General features: G+C 31.8%; 15 protein-coding genes and 1 other RNA gene. 14 read left to right on the forward strand and 2 right to left on the reverse strand.

Annotation, left to right across the window (positions count from 1 at the left end):
- The first annotated feature begins 8 nt into the window (after positions 1-8).
- The 5 genes from ACOMC1_RS02355 (at position 9) to ACOMC1_RS02375 (ending at position 3,831) form a co-directional block, all read left to right on the forward strand.
- Positions 9-470, forward strand: a complete 462-nt coding sequence (locus ACOMC1_RS02355; protein ID WP_420331036.1) for a hypothetical protein — start codon at positions 9-11, stop codon at positions 468-470.
- Positions 463-1,113: a (d)CMP kinase gene (gene cmk, locus ACOMC1_RS02360; protein ID WP_420331037.1), complete on the forward strand. Its 651-nt coding sequence runs from the start codon at positions 463-465 to the stop codon at positions 1,111-1,113. The genes ACOMC1_RS02355 and cmk overlap by 8 nt, the downstream gene beginning before the upstream one ends.
- A gap of 11 nt (positions 1,114-1,124) precedes the next feature.
- The gene (der, locus tag ACOMC1_RS02365; RefSeq protein WP_420331038.1) at positions 1,125-2,435 is read left to right on the forward strand and encodes a ribosome biogenesis GTPase Der; all 1,311 of its coding nucleotides are present in this window, start codon (positions 1,125-1,127) and stop codon (positions 2,433-2,435) included.
- Positions 2,428-3,426: an NAD(P)H-dependent glycerol-3-phosphate dehydrogenase gene (locus tag ACOMC1_RS02370; protein ID WP_420331039.1), complete on the forward strand. Its 999-nt coding sequence runs from the start codon at positions 2,428-2,430 to the stop codon at positions 3,424-3,426. Before der ends, ACOMC1_RS02370 begins: the two co-directional genes overlap by 8 nt.
- Positions 3,427-3,558: 132 nt before the next feature.
- The gene (locus ACOMC1_RS02375) at positions 3,559-3,831 is read left to right on the forward strand and encodes an HU family DNA-binding protein (protein ID WP_420331040.1); all 273 of its coding nucleotides are present in this window, start codon (positions 3,559-3,561) and stop codon (positions 3,829-3,831) included.
- A 38-nt stretch (positions 3,832-3,869) separates the two neighbouring features.
- Here the strand turns inward: ACOMC1_RS02375 and recU are convergent, their stop codons facing one another.
- Entirely contained in the window at positions 3,870-4,349 is a 480-nt protein-coding gene (gene recU / locus ACOMC1_RS02380; RefSeq protein WP_420331041.1) for a Holliday junction resolvase RecU, read from the reverse strand.
- A gap of 106 nt (positions 4,350-4,455) precedes the next feature.
- Between recU and ACOMC1_RS02385 the strand changes: the two genes are divergently transcribed.
- The 7 genes from ACOMC1_RS02385 to rplL all read left to right on the forward strand — a co-directional run bounded on the left by ACOMC1_RS02385 (position 4,456) and on the right by rplL (position 9,635).
- Entirely contained in the window at positions 4,456-4,779 is a 324-nt protein-coding gene (locus ACOMC1_RS02385; RefSeq protein ID WP_420331042.1) for a DivIVA domain-containing protein, read from the forward strand.
- Positions 4,780-4,796: 17 nt separating this feature from the next.
- Positions 4,797-5,108, forward strand: an RNA gene (rnpB, locus tag ACOMC1_RS02390) — RNase P RNA component class B.
- Positions 5,109-5,192: 84 nt separating this feature from the next.
- Positions 5,193-5,684, forward strand: coding sequence for an MHJ_0274 family protein (locus ACOMC1_RS02395; protein WP_420331043.1), 492 nt, complete (start codon positions 5,193-5,195; stop codon positions 5,682-5,684).
- Positions 5,684-6,295, forward strand: coding sequence for a CDP-diacylglycerol--glycerol-3-phosphate 3-phosphatidyltransferase (gene pgsA / locus ACOMC1_RS02400; RefSeq protein ID WP_420331044.1), 612 nt, complete (start codon positions 5,684-5,686; stop codon positions 6,293-6,295). Before ACOMC1_RS02395 ends, pgsA begins: the two co-directional genes overlap by 1 nt.
- Before the next feature lie 65 nt (positions 6,296-6,360).
- Positions 6,361-8,520, forward strand: a complete 2,160-nt coding sequence (locus tag ACOMC1_RS02405; protein WP_420331045.1) for an alpha-amylase family glycosyl hydrolase — start codon at positions 6,361-6,363, stop codon at positions 8,518-8,520.
- 175 nt (positions 8,521-8,695) lie between these two features.
- Positions 8,696-9,268 carry a 50S ribosomal protein L10 gene (gene rplJ, locus ACOMC1_RS02410; protein ID WP_420331046.1) on the forward strand — a complete coding sequence of 191 codons (573 nt, stop codon included), beginning with the start codon at positions 8,696-8,698 and terminating at the stop codon, positions 9,266-9,268.
- A gap of 1 nt (position 9,269) precedes the next feature.
- Entirely contained in the window at positions 9,270-9,635 is a 366-nt protein-coding gene (gene rplL / locus ACOMC1_RS02415) for a 50S ribosomal protein L7/L12 (RefSeq protein ID WP_420331047.1), read from the forward strand.
- A gap of 99 nt (positions 9,636-9,734) precedes the next feature.
- Here the strand turns inward: rplL and ACOMC1_RS02420 are convergent, their stop codons facing one another.
- Positions 9,735-11,330: an APC family permease gene (locus ACOMC1_RS02420; RefSeq protein ID WP_420331048.1), complete on the reverse strand. Its 1,596-nt coding sequence runs from the start codon at positions 11,328-11,330 to the stop codon at positions 9,735-9,737.
- 505 nt (positions 11,331-11,835) lie between these two features.
- Between ACOMC1_RS02420 and ACOMC1_RS02425 the strand changes: the two genes are divergently transcribed.
- Positions 11,836-15,669 carry a DNA-directed RNA polymerase subunit beta gene (locus tag ACOMC1_RS02425; protein ID WP_420331049.1) on the forward strand — a complete coding sequence of 1,278 codons (3,834 nt, stop codon included), beginning with the start codon at positions 11,836-11,838 and terminating at the stop codon, positions 15,667-15,669.
- Positions 15,669-19,880: a DNA-directed RNA polymerase subunit beta' gene (rpoC, locus tag ACOMC1_RS02430; RefSeq protein WP_420331050.1), complete on the forward strand. Its 4,212-nt coding sequence runs from the start codon at positions 15,669-15,671 to the stop codon at positions 19,878-19,880. Before ACOMC1_RS02425 ends, rpoC begins: the two co-directional genes overlap by 1 nt.
- Positions 19,881-19,926: the final 46 nt, after the last annotated feature.

Genomic DNA, 19,926 nt, shown 5'->3' on the forward strand with positions numbered 1-19,926 from the left:
ATTTTTATATGAAAACACAAATGACTCGTATGGAAAAATGAAAAACCTATAGAATAGAGATACAAAAGAATATTTCTTTGCAAGAATCTATAGTTGTTTCTAATGAAAAATTAAGCATACTTACAGCAAGATTATTAGAAGCATTTCCTGAGTATAAATTTAAATATCCTATTGAAAAGGATAAAGAGTTAAGTGAAATTAATTTAAATAATATTGATGGTCCTGAATTGTTTTCAATCGAAAAAGCATCGAAAATCATTGAGGAAATAAACTCAAATGAATCTAACGAAATGCAATCGTTGCAATATATCGAATCTTTTAACTTCTCTTCTGGGGAATTAGATGATGCGATTGCTGAAGTTAAAGTAGGTAAAGTTGCCAAAGTTAAATATATAGATATTGATAAAGATACTCAAGTAGATATGAGATTTAAAAAAGTATCAATACCAAAAGGAGAAAAGAATGAATAAAAAAAATATAGCAATAGATGGTCCAGCTAGTTCAGGTAAATCAACCGTAGCCAAAATAGTTGCGAAAGAGCTAGGTTATGTTTACATCAACACAGGATTAATGTATAGAGCGGTTGCTTATAACGCTATCCAAAAAGGAATAGATTTACAAAATGAAGAACAAGTTTCAAAATCTTTCATTTCTGGAATGATTAAATTACTTCCGAATGAAATTGTTGAACTTAATGGTAAACAGTTAATTAATGAATTGCGTGATGACATTATTTCTAATGGAGCATCCACAGTTGCTAGATACGAAAGTGTTAGAGCAAAATGTGTTTCAGAACAACAAAAGATGGCTGAAGATAAAGGTATTGTAATGGATGGTAGAGATATCACTTCAATCGTTTTACCTGATGCAGAAATAAAAGTATTTATGTGAGCCTCACCAGAGGAAAGAGCAAACAGAAGAGTTAAGCAAAATCAAGAATTAGGCTTCTCAACTGATTATGAAAAGATTTTAAAAGAAATCAACGATAGAGATTATCAAGATATGAATAGAAAAATTGGTCCTTTAGTTCAAGTAGAGGATGCGGTTAAGTTAGATACTACTGATTATTCAATCGAACAAGTTGTCGATGAAATTATCAAGATGGTTAAATAAAAGGAGCAATTATGCGTAAAAATTTAGTAGCAATAGTGGGTAGACCCAATGTAGGTAAATCTACATTAGTAAATAAACTAATAGGGAAAAGAGCATCAATTGTTCATGACGAAGAAGGTGTTACAAGGGATAGACTTTATTACGATGTAGAGTGATCAGGTGATAAATTTGAAATTATCGATACTGGTGGTATTTCTATCGAAGGTAAACCTTTCCAAGAACAAATTAAAATTCAAGCTCAAATAGCAATTGAAGAAGCTGATGTAATAGCTATGGTTGTTGATGGTGTTGATGGGTTAAATCCAGATGATGAATTCATTATTTCACTATTAAGAAAATCAGGTAAGAATGTAATGATTCTTGCAAACAAATTAGAAGGTAATAGAGAAATGGATTATTCAATTTATTCTTCTGGTTTTGATGTTTTCCCTGTTTCTGCGATTCATGGAGAAGGTATTGGTGATGTTTTAGATAAAATAGCTTCATATTTAGATTTCAGTGAAACAGCATCTGATAATTATAGAAAACTTGCTATTATTGGTAAACCAAACGCAGGTAAATCTTCATTACTTAATTCATTATCAAACAAAGAAAGAGCTATTGTTTCTCCAATAGCTGGAACAACAAGGGATTCAGTTAAAGCGGATATTGATATTAATGATCATCCTTTCCGTGTTGTTGATACTGCTGGTATAAGTAAGAAATCAAAATTAATTGAATCAGTAGATCACTATGCTCTTGGTAGAGCTAAAGCATCACTTGCTGAATCTGACTTAACTCTTTTAGTTATTGACGCAACAAAAGAACTTTCACATTTCGATGCACGTATAGCGGGTTATGCGATGGAAAAAATGAAACCTATTATTCTTGTAATTAATAAATGAGATTTAATAGATAAAAATACAAACACAATGCACGAATATGAAAAAATAGTAAGAAAAGAATTTAAATTCCTTTCATGAGCACCAGTAGTATTTATTTCAGCTATTAATTCTTCAAGATTAAATAGATTAAAAGATACAGTTATTAGAGTTGATGAAAACTTAACAAAAAGAATTAAAACAGCTCTACTTAATGAAATGTTATTGGATATTCAAATGATGCAACCAGCACCTTCATTCAATGGTGGTAGGTTCCACGTTTCATTTGTTAAACAAGTTGAAGCTCCAATTCCAACATTCGTTCTATTTGGTAATAATAAAAACTATGCACACTTTACATATATGAGATATATAGAAAATCAATTTAGAGAATACTTCGGTTTCGAAGGAACTCCAATAAAACTTATTATTAAAAACAAAAAAGGTGGATTTAATGAATAAAAAAATTACAATTATTGGTTCTGGAGCGCTTGGTACTTCATTAGCAAAAGTATTAGTTGATGCGGGGCATGCAAACGTTGTTGTTTATGGTATTGATTCTAATGAATTAAAAGATTTAGAAAAAGGATTCAATACAAAATATTTCCCTGAGACAACAAAACTTCCAAAACTAAAAACAGAATCAGATTTAAAGAGTGCACTTGATGGTGCATCTTATGTAGTTACTGCCGTACCTTCATTTACAATGAAAAAAGTTATTGAAGATATTCAAGAGAAAATGAATTCCGAATTCTTATTAATTAATGGATCAAAAGGATTCTTCCCTGAATCTTCACTTTCATTACACGAAGGAATGACACTAGCAACAAAAGATAATAAAAACATAAGAGGTGTAGTATCTTTAATTGGACCTTCACATGCTGAAGAAATAGTTAAGGAAGCTCCAACTACAATTTGTGCTGTTGATTTTAATGAAACTGCTGCAGAAGAAGTTCAAAAGTTATTTAGAACTGATTATTTCCGTGTTTATGTTCAAACAGACGTAAAAGGTGCGGAAGTTGGTGCTGCTTACAAAAATGTTCTAGCTATTGCAGCTGGAATGATTGTTGAAGAAGGTATGGGTATAAATACTTTAGCTGGTCTTTTAACAAGAGGTCTTAATGAAATGTTGGTTTTCGCAAAAGCAGTTGGTGGAAAAGAAAAGACTGTTATTGGATTAACAGGTGTTGGTGATCTTATTGTTACTGCAATGTCTGATCATTCTAGAAATAGACAATTCGGAAGAAGTTTTGTTAGAGAAGGAGCAGAAAAGGCTCTTGGGACAAACAAAACTGTTGAAGGGTTAGTTGCACTTAAAAATATATATAAAATAGGTAAAGAAGAAAAACTTGAATTACCAATTGTATATTCTCTATATTCAATAATTTATGAGAATGAAAAATTAGAAGATTTACAAACAGATTTTTGAAACAGGGAATTAAAACCTGAATAATAAAGTTCCCGATGGAACTTTTTTTATTTTCAACTTACAACTATTTTTTAAAAAAAGCCTAAAACTTGCTCTATGAGTGTATAATTATTATGTCAAACAAACATCATTGACTATACATTTAAAGGAATAAAAATGAACAAAGCAGAATTAATTGAACAAATTTCAGTAAAATCAGGTTTAACAAAAGCTGATGCAGAGAGAGCGCTTAACGCATTCATCGAGTCAGTAACAATGTCAGTAAAAGAAGGGGACAAAGTAACTATTGCAGGTCTTGGAACATTCGAAAGAGTTTCAAGAGCAGCGAGAACAGGTATCAACCCTCAAACTAAAGAAGCAATTCAAATTGCAGCTAAAAACGCTCCAAAATTCAAGCCAGCAAAAGCATTTAAAGAACTTGTAGCTTAATTTTTAAAAAAAGAGGTTGCCTCTTTTTTTATTTCTTTTTATAAGAAGGCAGCAAAATCCAAAATACCTGGAAACGTTAATTCTAATTCAATTCCATAAGCATAAGCATCATCTAAAGAAAAAGACTTCTTATGCATGGTTTCTATTGTGTCTGTATACACCATAAAATATTTATCATATGTTTTAAAAGCAAAAATATAAAAAGATATACCTCCATGATTTTGCACATCATGCAAATATTTTCTTTGGTGATATTTAATATTTGATAATGGTAATGATTTTAAATTTGTACTCTTCGCTTCGAATGCTATAAATTTCCCTTTAAATACCCCGTAATAATCAGAAGTAGATTTAGATTTTATGTATGCTTCATCTATTTTTATTTTATTCTGAGATTTGATTACCTTTCCAAATGAAATAGGTATCTCCTTTTTATGGAACAACCCAATATTATTTTTCTTGTATAAAGCTATGGTTGTATTTAGTAATGATTCAAGCAACATGCCCCTGTTTTTCATATTACCACCCCTAATTAATATGTATTTAATCTTGCTTTATTTGAATTTTTCAAAGAAACTCTCTCAACAAATATCAAAAACAATGAAATACCTTTATAATATTTTTATGGCTAAATTAAATTTAAAATCAGAACTTGTACTAAATAAAAAATTCTCTACAGAATTATCGGGATATAACGCTAAGGAAGTAGATGAATATCTAGATGAAATCTTACAAGATTACAGAACATTTGAAGAACTTGTAGCAACTCAGAAAGCAACCTTAACTGAAAAGACTGATTTACTTGGTGATAGAGATGAAAAAATAGAACAATTAGAATTAGAAATCGAAACATTAAAATCACAACTAGTAAGAACTGAAGAAGGTACTAATTCAAGTCTAAAAAAAGAAATTGAAGAAATCAAAAGACGAATGTCTAAAATGGTATAAGTAATATATAATAAGAAAGCACTGGTTAACTGCTGCAAACTTGATTTGTAGAGGAAAGTCCGCGCTGGTACAGCCTGCGATGGTTGTAGTGATCGTGTCAGCCTTAATAAGGCTGAGCTTAGACGTCAGGGAAGAACTCTTGTAGTTTGAACCTAAAGTGCCACAGAGACGAGAAGGGGCGACCCGGAAATGAAACGCGGTAAACACCACGAACCAGAAACCCAAATTATGGTAGGGGAATCGAGCTTAGGGAATTGAACCAACGCTTGGTATCGAAAGATAAGAGAAATAGTTAGCGCCCGCAAGGGAACAGAACGCGGCTTATAAGTGCATAGAGGGGTCTTGCCCCTTTATTTTTTTTGCTCTTTTTTTGATACAATTTAATTAATACATTTTAAAAACAGGAGGTTATGATGAATAGTATTGCAATGTGAGGGATATTAGGTGGATTAATTGCTATCGTAATTGGATTTTTAATTATTTCTGCTTTATTAGATAGAAAGAAACGTAAAAAAGCCAAGATCGAAAAAGCTGAAATTGATAAGTTAAAAAATGCTGCGGTTGGGAATATGGCAATTTTAATAAACTTAGTAGTTGAAAAGAATAAAAAGAAATTAAAAGAGTTTGTTCCTTCAGTGGGGAAACTAAAAATGTCAGATATTAACAATATGGCAAAAGATGAAATGAAGAAGATTGAAAAATCAGATTGATTCCCTTATTTAAAAGAAGAGGACATTCTTATGGAAAACTTTTTAGTTATTTCAAAAGAAAAATCAAATAACTGAGAAAAGAAAAATCAAAAACAAATTAAATACTTCAAAGAACTTGAAGAAGCACTTGATAAAGAGTTATACAAAGAGTTCACAAGAGTTCAAAAATCACGTTTAACAAGGAAGTATAAATAATGACAACAGCAAACAAATTTACCATTGCAAGATTAATAATGGTTATTCCATTTATTGCAATGATGTCAGCGGTTATTTACTTAACTCAAATGAATGGTGAAGAGCTTAATTTTAAGAATATAAGTAATGCAACTATTATATTTGTTTCTGCAGGAGCTTTATTCGCTATTGCAATGATTACTGACTTTATTGATGGTTATATTGCCAGAAAAACAAATACAGTTACAACATTTGGAAAATTATTTGATCCTTTAGCTGATAAATTTATGACAACTTCTGCATTAATTGCATTAGCGGTATTAAACATCGTTCCTGTTTGAGTTGTTATCATCTTCGTTCTAAGAGATGTCTTAGTTGATGGTTCAAGAAATATTGCTGCGAAAAATAATCTTGATGTTGCGGCTAACATGTGAGGAAAAATGAAAACTGTTTTCCAATCACTTGCAATAATAATGTTATTTGTTCTATGACCTGTATGCATGCAATGTCATGATCAAGCAAGCATCAAATATTACGCATTAAATACAGTTACATTTGCAGCTCTAATTCTATCAGTTGTTTCAGGTGTGATTTACTTCAAACAAATTAAACATATAATTAAACTAAAATAGTGCTAATTAGCCTATTTTTATTTTTTTATAATATAATTAAAGAACAAACAAAAGGGGACTATAAAATGAACAAAAAAATATTTTTTTATGAAGTTGAACCTAAATTTTTTAGGGATTCAACAGGGAATGGATGTGGAGATTTAAAAGGGTTAGCAGATAAGTTTGATTACTTCAAATTTTTAGGTGTAGATATGATTAATTTACCTAATTTACTTTCTGCATATTCAGATGACACAGAACAAGGGTTTAAAGCTGTTTCAAAAACTTATGGTTCAATCGCTGATTTAAAAAAAGTAATTGAGTTAAGTAAAAAACACGGGATTAAAATTTCTGTTGAAATTAACATAGGAACAATCAAAGATACTCACAAATGATTCAAAAATGCGAGTGATCAAGAATTTTCATTTAAAGATATCGTTGACTTCAAACCGGAAATCAACTCAGATATCACAGAAGGTGAATATAAATATAATGAAAAAACTAAATCATATTACCTTATAAATGAAAGAACGCAAGAAGTTGTTTTAAACTGAACAAGTGAAGAAACTGTTAAGAAATTTATTGAAGTAGTTCAATTTTGACGTGACCTTGGTATTGAAGGGTTCGTATTCACTAATTTCGAACAAATTAATTATGGTTCAACTGATGGTGAACTAATGACTGATGAAACTCTAAGACAATTACGTAATTTTTATCAATCAATTAAAGAAATTGATGAAAATATCATTGTTGTAGGTAAATCAAGTAAACTAGATGAATGAGCCGCAAAAGATTTCACAAAAGGCGAAAGACAAGTGTTCGATTACACACAACTAACAGCAATCTCATTACTAGGAACTTCAAAACAATTTGGTAATGATAAAATTGGTAAATTCACACAAGGTTCATTAGTTAAAAAAATATCAAGATTAGTTGATACTAATAAAAATATATTAACTTTTGGTTCTTCAGAAGTTGGACGTATTACATCAAGATGAGGAGATGCTAATCAATATCATGCTGAGTCAGCAAAAGCAATTGCGTTGTTATTACTTACAACACCAGGATCTTCATCTGTTTATTACGGTGATGAATTGGGTATGAAAAATATTGGATTAACTAATTTAGATGATTTCCAAGATATAACAATCCATGAAAGAAAAAGAGCTTTAGCTAATCAAAAAGTTTCTGAAAAAGAATTTATGGCTGCACAAATTCTTCAACATCCAATTAACGCAAGAGGGTTGATGGCATGAAATACTGATAAAAATGGTGGGTTCTCAGAGTCAAATGAAACAGTTACACCTATCTCTGAACAATTTAAACAAATTAATGTGGAAGCTCAATTTATGAATAAATATTCTCCATTAAATTTCTACAGAGAAGTAATTAAACTTTCTAAAGAATCTAAATACAAAAATATATTTAATGAAGGAACATATAAAATTTCTTCTCAAAAACTAGGACTTGGAGTAATTCAAATCGTTAGAAAATATAAAGATCAAGAAATACATATGTTAATAAACTTCTCAAATAAAGAGAAAAACGTTACATGTCCAAAAACAGGTGGAATGATTCTACTTTCTACTTATGGTCAAAAAAGATATTCTGAATTACCAAAATCATTATTACCTTTTGAAGGTATCGTTATAGTTAAAGGTTACGAAGAACGAATAGTAGAACCAAAACCAGCGATAAAACAAGAACCAATCAAACAACAAATAAAAGAAGAGCAAGAAATTGTTTCAAAAGAAGTTGAGGTTGTTGAACCAAATAATGAAGTTTTAGTTGAAGAAAGTCAAGAAAACATTTCAAAAGAGGTTGTTAAGGAAAATATAATTCCAGAAGCAGAACTTGAAAAACAAATAATAGAACAAGAAGCTCCTGTAGAAGCTCCTGTAGAAACAAAAACTCCAGAAGAAATAGAAAAAGAACGTCAACACCAAGCACATCTAGCTACTCAAAGATTAATTGAAGCTGATCAAAAAGCGCAACGTGAAAAACTAGAAAGAAAACACCAACTTCAAAAAGAAGAGTTTGCACGTAAAAAAGCGCAACAACATAAAATCGCACAATTAGAAAAAGAAACAACACATGAATTAAAAGTTGCTATAAATAACGAAGAAATAAATGAAGAACTTGAAGAAGAAGTTATCTTAAGAGATATGACAACAACACAAGATTCACACGTCGTTAAGAGTCAAGAAAACACACCACATAATAAAGAACAAGTGGACAAATATTAATAGAATAAAAAAATACGAGAATACAGCACAAAAAGCAAAAACTTTGCTATAATAAAAAAGCCATACATAAAGACCGCAACGGGCAAAAGCCTTAATAAGTTGCCGAGTGTATTCTCGAATGGGTCTTTGCACCCATTTTTTTATTTGTATGAGCAGAACAAAAAGAGGAGGTTTCATGAACGCTTTAAGACAAGCAAAAGAAACGCAAGTTAAAGAAATTTCAGAAAAAATTTCTCAATCAGCAGGACTTGTTGTTGCTGAATACCACGGACTTACAGTTACTGAACTGCAAGAACTTAGAAACCTTTCAGCTGAAAAAGATGTTGAATTAAAAGTTTATAAAAACAGAATTTTCAAAATCGCAGCTAAAGAAAACGGTATCGAAGCAATTAACACAGAACTTGTGGGACCAAATATCTTCGCTTTCGGGAAATCAGACGATATCTCACCAGCTAAAGTTTTAGCAGAGTTTGCAAAAACACACGAAGCTCTTAAACTAAAAGCCGGAACATACGAAGGTCAAGTTATTGGTCTAGAAGAAGTATTACAAGTTGCTACTCTTCCTTCATTAGAAGAAGCACTTACAATGCTTGCAACATCAATGATGGCTCCACTGAAATACGTTTCAGTTGGAATGAACACATTGGTAGAAGATGGCCTAATTGGTTCATCAGAAGCAGCCGCACCAGCAGCTGAAGAAGTTAAAACAGAAGAAAAAACAGAAGAAACAAAAGAGGAGGCTAAATAATATGGCTAAACTAACAAAAGAATCATTTATTGAATCACTTAAAGAAATGAACATCAAAGAAGTTATGGAACTTGTTGATGCAATGAAAGAAGAATTCGGGATCGACCCAACTGCAGTTGCAGTAGCAGCAGGACCTGCAGTAGCAGCAGAAGAAAAAACAGAATTTAACGTTACACTAAAATCATTCGGTGGAAACAAAGTTGCTGTTATTAAAGCAGTTAAAGAAATTACAGGAGCAGGACTAATGGACGCCAAAAAAATGGTAGAAGCAGTTCCTTCAGTAGTTAAAGAAGCAGTTAAGAAAGAAGAAGCTGAAACAATGAAGGCAGCACTAGAAGCAGCTGGAGCAGAAGTAGAACTTGCTTAATTACTAATTAATTAACAAAGAATAATCCTTATGGGTTATTTTTTTATTAATCTTTTTATATAAAGTAGAAGTATCATTTAGGTGATAAAAAAAGAACCATTATAGGTCCTTGTTTTCTTTTGTTAACTTCTTGTTTGTTTCTTTTGTATCAGCCTTTATATGACCTCTTTTTATTTGTATTTTGTATATTGTAATAGGAAGTGTTATAAAAGTTATTAAAGTTATAAAGAATATTATAGCTGCTTGATAATTTAGTATCTTAGTTGCGCCATGGAATACTCCGTAATGAGTTTGTCCCATTGGATCTGTTATAACCAATCACAGTGAAGCGTAGAATATTTCATAACCGATAGATAATATAATCCCAATAATTGAAATGATTGCTAATGGATAAAATAATCAAGGGTTTATATTTTTAGTTTCAACTTTCTGTTTTTCGTATTTTTCAATGTGTATCTTTTTATTTTTAAAGGAAATCTTTTTAATTTTCAATCTATTTATCATTTGACTAATAATTAGAACTGTATAAAGCATAAAGAAGAATAGCACTGGATAATTAGAAGAAGCATCAATGATTGAGTCTGAATCCATAATTATTGCTGGTATCCCAATAATAATAGCTACAATCATATAAATCATCAATGTATAAACAAAACCGTATAGTTTTGGTAATTTCTTTTTGAATAATTTTGAACCTAATAAAAGATTCTCTTCGATTGCAGCTTCAGTTGATCTAACTTGAGACATTATGAATCCGTTACACACGCCCAAAGCAGCAATAGCTATGAATATATTCAGGAGTCTAGCTATTATTTGTCTAGCATGTTCTGAACTAACGATAGAAGAAAGTAAACGAGATGGATTAGATTGACCTGTAATTAATTGAGCAAGTGTAATTAATAAGTATAAGACAAGAACACCTGACATCCCAATTATGATTCCAAGTGGAACATTTTTCTTTGGGTTCTCTATATCAGTCGCTATATTTGTAACATGTATGAAACCATCAAATGCGAATAAAGCAGCTGGGAGTATCATTATTAATGCTGAAAATGAAAATTCTGATACAAGATGAGGTTTATTTCCATCTGCTGGGATTCAATTACCGCTTGTGAAAACACTACCACTATGAATTCCATTAATACCAACTAACCCAACAACGGCCACAATAACCAAAGGGATAAATTTTAATATTACAGAAATGTTTTGGATTATTCCAATTGCTTTGGTTGAAATAATTGTTAATACTCAGAAGAATAGGTAAATTCCTGCAGAAAGTAAGATTACATAACCCATATGAACTGTTGGGCTACTAATGCTTATAGTATTAGGTAAAACAGCTTGCAAGAAGGCTTCCGATGCATAACAAGTTAAGGCAAATATTAATAAACTATGATAGAAAGTTGGTTCAACAATCTTACATAATTTACCAAACTTCTTACCTACTAACTTGTAAACGTAGTTTGATAAACCAGCCTTACCATGTACTCCTGTACCAATCTCTGAAAAGGCAAGCGCTGCACCCAATGCAATTAGACCTGCAAATATTCAAGCTAATAAAATCACAACTCCGTTACCGCCAGCACTACTGAAAATGGGTATATTTTTAAAGAAAATACCTATTCCAACAATAGAACCTATGATAAGTGAAATTGCAGTTCATAAGCCAAATTTTTTAGCTTTTTTCTGCGACATTTTATCTCCTTTGTTTTTCTGTTCGTCATATACAAGACTGTATTAAATAATTAAATATCAACAAGACTTAAATAATCTATATAAATAATACCATAAAGACAATTTTTGCAGTTGAGTTGGTCTAGTAAATAAGGTTATTTTTTTCATTTTTTGACTTATTTTTATAAAGGGGGATGTGGGAAAATAAAAGAAAGGAGTATTTTTTAAATAGTTATCAACATTGGTGTTCAATTGGAACGATAATATTTAAAAATAATTTTGAATAAAAAATAACTTTGAAATAACTTCCAAACAAAAGACTAGTTAAAATAATTAAAAAATTAAAAAAAGTGGGTAATATCTGATAAAAGTGCATTTTTATGAGTTTTTTTAATTGGTGTTTTTTTATGTGAAAAAGACCAAAAAAATACATTGGTTTGTACTGTAATGTGTTATACTTTATAGGCATATTGTAAATATGGTAGATTCTTCACTTAAAAAGAAGAACTAAAACGAAAGAGGCAAAATGGCAGAACTTAAATATCAATTAAAAAAATTCGGACCGCTTACAGAGAGAAGAGATTACTCTAAAACTACTAACGATCTAGCAACACCAGATCTACTAGAAGTACAAAGAAAATCTTTTAACGAACTTTTAGATAAGGGGCTTGAAAAATCAATTCAAACAATTTACCCAATAACATCAACAAGTGGAAAAACAACAATCCACTTCTTGTACAAAACTCTTGGATTCGTCACACCAGTTGACCAAAGAAAAGATAAAGAAAAAAGATTAGCATTAGCTAAGAAGAAGAACAACTCAAAAACTGCTCTTAAATTCTCAAACGAGATTGAGCAAATGCCTAAAAATGAGTATGGTTGATTAAAACAACACAAACAAAAAGGTTCAACATACGAAGCAAAGATTAAAGCAGTCTTATTACGTATCAACGAAGAGAACCCTTCTGATTCAAATTTAGAACAACTTAAAGATGTTGAGCTAGATAAAATGTTAGACAAAACACAAACAAAAATTAGAATCGCAAATCACGAAACAGGTGAAATCATTGAAACAATCGATGTAGCACTTCTAATTAAAAATGCAGACGATTTAACAAAAGATGCTAAATCAAAAGCAGAAGCTAAAAAAGCTAAAAACTTTGGTATTGTAGCTAATGAAGTTCTTTTTGGAGCAATTCCATTAATGACTGAAGGTGGTACTTTCCTAATTAACGGTTCAGAAAAAGTAATCGTTTCACAACTTATTAGATCACCTGGTGCTTACTATGGACTACGTGTTCGTAACCAACAAGGTGGGGATGACCTTTTCAATAAATTAGAAATCCTTCCACAATTAGGATCATGAATTGAAATATTCCACCGTGTTACAGGTAATTCAATTGACTGAGTTAAAATTAGATTAGATAAAAACAAACGTGTTCCTATCTCTGTATTCTTAAGAGCAATGGGTATGACAAAAGAAACAATGACTGAACTATATGGTGAGTCACAAGTTCTTTTCAACACTTTTGCAAAAGATAAATTCACTACAGAACAAGAAGCACTTGAAGGTCTTCACCGTGTAATTAGAAAAGGTGACCGTATTACTGAAGAGTCTAAGAAAAACTTAATTTCTAACCTACTTTTCAATGATAAAAGATACAACCTTTCAAGAACTGGTAGATATATGCTTAATAGAAAGCTTAACCTTGTTGAAAGATTAAGAAATTCTATTCTTGCTGAAAACATTGTTTCTTCAAATGGTGTAGTACTTTATAAAGCAGGTACTTCAATCACTAACGAAATGGCTATTGAAATTCAAAGAGCATATAACTCTGGAATGATTGAAACAGTTGAAATTCCTAACATTACTTCTGAAGTATATGGTTCACAAATCAACGAAAATAAAGAACTTGAAAAGAGAACAAAAATGGCTCTTGTTAAAGTTTACCCAACTAAAAAATGAATGGATGCTGGGAAACCAATGATTAACGTTATTGCCAACGATCCAAAAACAGTTGAAACACACATTGTTGTTTCTGATTTAGTTGCAGCAATTTCTTACTACTTCAATATTATTGAAGGTCTTGGTAACGATGATGATGCCGATTCATTAATTAATAAGAGAATTGTTAATGTTGGTGAATTATTAGAGAACCAATTCAAAATTGGTCTTACAAAAATGGAGAAAAATGCTAAAGAAAGAATGTCTTCAAAAGAAGTGGATAAAATCACTCCTAAAAACATTACAAATAACAAACCTATTTACAATCAATTCAAAGCATTCTTCAACTCATCACAACTTTCACAATTCATGGATCAAATTAACCCATTAGCTGAAATTTCAAATAAACGTAGAATTACTTCTCTTGGACCTGGTGGTCTAAATAGAGATACTGCTCAATTTGATGTTCGTGATGTACACCCTACACACTATGGTCGTATTTGTCCTATTGAAACACCTGAGGGACCAAATATCGGTCTTATCCTAAACTTCGCTAACTACTCACGTATTAATGATTTAGGATTTGTTGAAACACCTTACTTCCCAGTTAAGAATGGAGTAGTTGTTACAACACCTACTTACCTATCTGCTGTAGAAGAAAAAGGTAAATCATTTGCACAATCAACAGTTACATTAGATGCAGAAGGTAGAATTACAGATGAAACAGTTACAGTTAGAAAAAATCATAACTATACAATCATCCCAGGTTCAGAAGTTGACTATATTGATGTTTCATCAAAACAAGTTTCTTCAATTGCCGCAGCATGTATTCCTTTCCTAGAAAATGATGATGCCAACCGTACACTTATGGGTGCCAACATGCAACGTCAAGCTGTTCCTTTATTAAGAGCTGAAGCTCCTTATGTTGCAACAGGTATTGAGTCAGAAATCGCTAGATATTCAGCAATGAATGTTAAAGCATCTAAAGATGGAGAAGTTACTTTTGTTGATTCAACAGAGATTAAAGTTAAACATGGTTCAAAAACTGAAACATATAACCTTAGAACTTTCGAAAGATCAAACCAAGGTACAGTTATTTCTCAAAAACCAATTGTTCACGTTGGACAAAAAGTTAAAGCGGGAGATATATTAACAGATGGTTCATCATTTGATAACGGTGAATTATCAATCGGTAAAAACGTTCTTGTTGCCTTTTCAACATGAAATGGATTTAACTACGAGGATGCTGTTATCCTTTCAGAACGTTTAGTAAAAGAAGATGTTTATACTTCATTACATATTGAAGAATATTCATTACAATTTAGAAAATCAAAAGCTGGTGATGATGAATTAACAACAGAATTACCAAACGTTTCTTCAAATGCTAAGAGATTCTTAGATGAAAGAGGAATTGTTACAGTTGGTTCAGACGTTTCTGCTGGTGATATTCTAGTTGGACGTATTTCTCCAAAAGGTGAAGAAAACTCTACACCTGAAGAAAAACTAATTGCTGCTATCTTCTCACAAAGATCTAAAAACCTTAGAGATACTTCTCTAAAAGTTAAACATGGTCAAGGTGGAACAGTTATTAATGTTGAAATTCTTTCAAGAGATACTGGAGATAAATTAGAAGATGGTGTTGATAAAATTGTTAAAGTTTATATCGCACAAAAAAGAAAAATTAAAGTTGGGGATAAAATGGCTGGACGTCACGGTAACAAAGGTGTTATCTCAAGAGTTCTTCCTGTAGAAGATATGCCTCACTTACCTGATGGTACACCATTAGATATCATGCTTAACCCACTTGGGGTTCCTTCACGTATGAATATCGGACAAGTACTTGAGCTACACTTAGGTATGGCCGCTAGAGAACTTGGTGTTAAATTCGTTTCTCCAATCTTCGATGGTATTAAATTTGATGATATTAATGCTGCTTTAGAAGAAGCAAAATTACCAACAACTGGTAAATTCAAACTAACAGACCCAATGACAGGTAAACAATTCGATAATGAAGTTTCTGTTGGGGTTATGTACATGCTTAAACTATCACACATGATTGATGATAAAATGCATGCTCGTTCAGTTGGTCCTTACTCATTAATTACACAACAACCACTTGGAGGTAAATCTCAAAATGGTGGACAAAGATTCGGTGAAATGGAAACATGAGCTATTGAATCTTATGGTGCAACAAACATTCTTCAAGAACTTCTGACATATAAATCAGATAATATTGATGGACGTAACAGAGTTTATAACGCACTTGCAACAGGTACTCCAGTTCCAAAAGCGGGTATGCCTGAATCATTCAACGTTCTTGCTTACGAATTACGTGGACTTGGACTTAAATTAGAAGTTGAAATTGATGATGAAAAACAACAACAAGAAGAAAGTACAGAAGGGGAGGAAGAATAATGGCTAAAATTCAAAAAGTAACACGTAAGTACGCTAACGTGGCACCTAATGCTGTTAAATCAGTTTCTCTATCATTAGCTACATCAGAAGATGTAAGAGAATGATCACATGGAGAAGTTAGAAAACCTGAAACAATTAACTATAAATCATTCAAACCTGAAAAAGAAGGTTTATTTGATGAATTAATTTTCGGACCTACAACAGACTATAAATGTGCTGTTTGTGGAACAAAATATAAAAGAACAAACGAAGGTCAAACTTGTGAAAAAACAGAAGAATGTAAGTTAAAACAACCAGAAATTCTTCCAAAATCTTCAAGACGTAGTAGAATGGGGCATATTGAACTTGTTTCACCAGTTCTACACTTCTGATACTTCAAAGTTGATCACTCAATCATCTCTAAACTACTTGGTTTAAGAGAAGAAGGAAAAACTAAATTACACCCTAGAGTAGCAATTGAAAACTTAATTTACTTTAAGTCTCATATTGTTGTTGAATCAGGTGATATTAAAGCTCTTCCAAAAAATGCAATCATCAATATTAATGATGCTGCTATCCTATATAGAGATGCTTTAAAAGAAATTCAAGCTAAATACTCAAAAGACTCAATGGAATTTGAAGATATTCAAATGGCCGTTGAAGAACTTGAAGAAACAGCTTCTTCAAAAATGGGTAAAGATTATGGTATTGATTTCTATGAAATTAACTCTATTATTGAACAATATTCAGAAGCTAAAATCATGACAGGTGCAAAAGCAATTGAGTACCTATTAGAAAACATGGATCTTAACGAAGAAACAAAAATCATTAAAGCTCAAATTGATAAAATTAATGGTTTATTCAAATCAACAGGTAAAATTCCTGCTACAAAAATTCAAGAAAGAAACAAACTTTACAAAAGACTTCAAGTTGTTAATGCATTCATTGAATCTGGTCAAAAACCAACTTCAATGTTAATTAAGAATTTACCAATTCTTCCAGCTGATTTACGTCCTCTAATTCAATTAGATGGTGGTAGACACTCAACAACTGATGTTAACGAATTATATAGACGTATTATTATTAGAAATAACCGTCTTAGAAAATGATTTGAACTTGAAGCACCTATTCTAATCGTTCAAAACGAAATGCGTATGCTACAAGAAGCTGTTGATGCGTTAATCGATAACCAACGTAGAAAACCAGCTCCAGTTCCTTCAAAAGATGGACGTCCTTTAAAATCAATCTCAGATGCCTTAACAGGTAAAAAAGGTAGATTTAGACAAAACTTACTAGGGAAACGTGTTGACTACTCAGGACGTTCAGTAATTGTTGTTGGACCATCTCTTAAGATGCACCAAGTTGGTATTCCTCGTGGAATGGCAGCTAAATTATTCGAACCATGAATCGTTAAACAATTAATTGATGCTGAAATTGCTTCATCAATTAAAATGGCTAAAAAATTAATCGAAGAACAAGATAATGTTATTTGACCACATGTTGAGAAATCAATTGAAGGAAAACAAGTTCTTCTAAACCGTGCGCCTACACTGCACCGTCTATCAGTTCAAGCATTTGAACCAGTACTAGTTAGAGGTAAAGCTATTAAACTTCACCCATTAGTATGTGGTGCCTTCAATGCCGACTTCGATGGTGACCAAATGGCTGTTCACGTTCCTATTTCACCAGCTGCACGTCGTGAAGCTAAAGAATTAATGCTTGCTAACAAAAACATTCTTGGTCCTAAAGATGGGGAACCAATTATCAACCCTTCACAGGATATGATTTTAGGTTTATTCTATCTAACACAAGAAAAAGCAGGAGCTAAAGGTGAAGGAAGATACTTCGGTACTTTCGAACAAATGGAAAAAGCATATGATCTTAATGAAATCTCAGTTCATGCTCGTGTTGCTTTACCAACTTCAGCATTTGACAAACCAATTTTATTAGAAAAAGAAGGATACATAATCTCAACTGTTGGTAAATTTATTTTCAATAAATCATTCCCACAAGATTTCCCATTCATTTTCGATAACCAATCAGCAATGGTTAACAACGCTGATGTAATGAACTACAACGCTCCAAAAGGTACAGATTTCTCTGAATTCATTAAAGGAATGAAGATAAATAAAGCTCTTGGTAAAAAAGACATTGCTAAGATTGTTCGTGCAGTATTTGATACTTATGTAGCAACAATCACAATGGGAGATATCGCAGAAATTATCCAACAATTAAACGAAGATAACTATGAAGATACTCTAGGTATGTTCTCACAAATAAAAGACTTTAGAAATAAAGAACTTTCTTACAAACATGCTGTTTCATTAGCTGGATTTGTAAAAGAAGGATACGCAAAAATCATGCGTGAATTAACACTTGTTAATGAAGGTGTAACACCATTCTTCAATATCGATGATAAAGTTAGATTACTAGATTACGTATGATTCAACTATACAAACCTAGTTGCTGACGTTCTAGATAAAATTAAAGCACTTGGATTTAAATTCTCAATGCTTTCAGGATCTTCAATTTCAATTTCAGACATCATTAAATCTGATGTTAAAAATGAAAAAGTTAAAGAAGGTGAAGATTACGTTGATCAATTATTTGAAATGTATGAAGATGGATTCATCACTGAAGCCGAAAGATATACATTAACAATTGGTCGTTGAGCTGAAATTAAAAAAGAAGTTGAAGCTGACCTTCAGAAAAAAGTTGATGAACACCCAGAAAACTCAATCTTTATGATGATGGAATCTGGTGCTCGTGGTAATATTGCCAACTTCGTTCAACTTGCTGGTATGCGTGGACTTATGGCCAACAACTCTAAGACATTTAAGGCTGATGCAGAGAATGACGTTCTTGTTAAATCAACAATTGAAGTTCCTGTTAAATCTTCATTCTTAGAAGGTCTTACTGGTTTCGAATTCTTCTCATCAACACACGGGGCTCGTAAAGGGCTTACTGATACAGCGCTTAACACAGCTAAATCTGGTTACCTAACTAGACGTCTAGTTGATGTTGCTCAAAATATCGTTGTTAAAGAAGAAGATTGTTTCTCTGATTTTGGTTTCGCAGCTAAAAACATCATTGATACAAAAACAAACACAATAATCGTTTCAATGGAAGAACGTATCACAGGTAGATTTATTAATAAAACTGTATTTGATAAGAATGGAGAAATTCTTGCTCAATCAGGTGAGTTAGTAACTGCTAAATTAGCAGCTAAAATTGCTAAAGCTGGTATTGAAGTTGTTGAAATTAGATCAATCCTAGGATGTCATACACGTCATGGTGTATGTAAGAAATGTTACGGTGTTGACTTAGCTACAAACAGAATCGTTAATATTGGTGAAGCAGTTGGTATTATTGCTGCTCAATCAATTGGTGAACCTGGTACACAGCTAACAATGCGTACATTCCATACAGGAGGGGTTGCTGGTGTTGAAGATATCACAGGTGGATTTACTCGTCTTATCGAATTAATCGATGCTTACGATAAACCTTGAGGTCGTCCAGCGGTTATTTCAAAAACAAAAGGTGAAGTTATTTCAATTGAACAAGTGAAAGACGCTCAAAATGAAACATTAATGCAAGTTGAAGCTAAAAACACACAAGGTGAAATTGTTAAAACTTACAAATATAAATTCTCAAGTGATAGAAAAATTAGAGTTAAAAAAGGACAAATGGTTATGCCAGGTCAAAAACTTGTTGAGGGACCAATTATCCTTAAACAACTTCTTGAAGTTGCCGATTCTCGTGAAGTACAACACTATCTATTAAAAGAAATTCAACGTCTTTACAGAATGCAAGGTATTGCAATTTCTGATAAATATATTGAAATTATTATTAGACAAATGCTTTCAAAAATCTTAATTTCTGACCCAGGAGATTCTTCATTCTTCGCTGGTTCATTAGTTGATGTTTATGATTACCAAGATGAAAATACTAAATTACTTTCAGAAGGTAAACATCCAGCATTTGGTGAAATTATTATTAAAGGGGCTAAGCAAACACCTCTTCTATCTTCATCATTCCTTGCTGCTGCTTCTTACCAAGAAACAGCTAAAGTTCTTGTTCACTCATCAATTTCTGGTAGACGTGATAATCTTATCGGTCTTAAAGAAAACATTATTCTTGGACATAGAATTCCTGCAGGTACTGGTGCAGCTTACGAAGAAAAAGGTAAGTTTGACATTAGAGATCCTAAATCATACTTCATTAATAAATAATGAAATAGAAAAAATAGCCTTTATGGGCTGTTTTTCTTTTTTATTC

Origin of the sequence: Mycoplasma todarodis, from assembly GCF_965212735.1 — a bacterium.
Lineage (GTDB): Bacteria > Bacillota_I > Bacilli_A > Mycoplasmatales > Metamycoplasmataceae > Mycoplasma_K > Mycoplasma_K todarodis_A.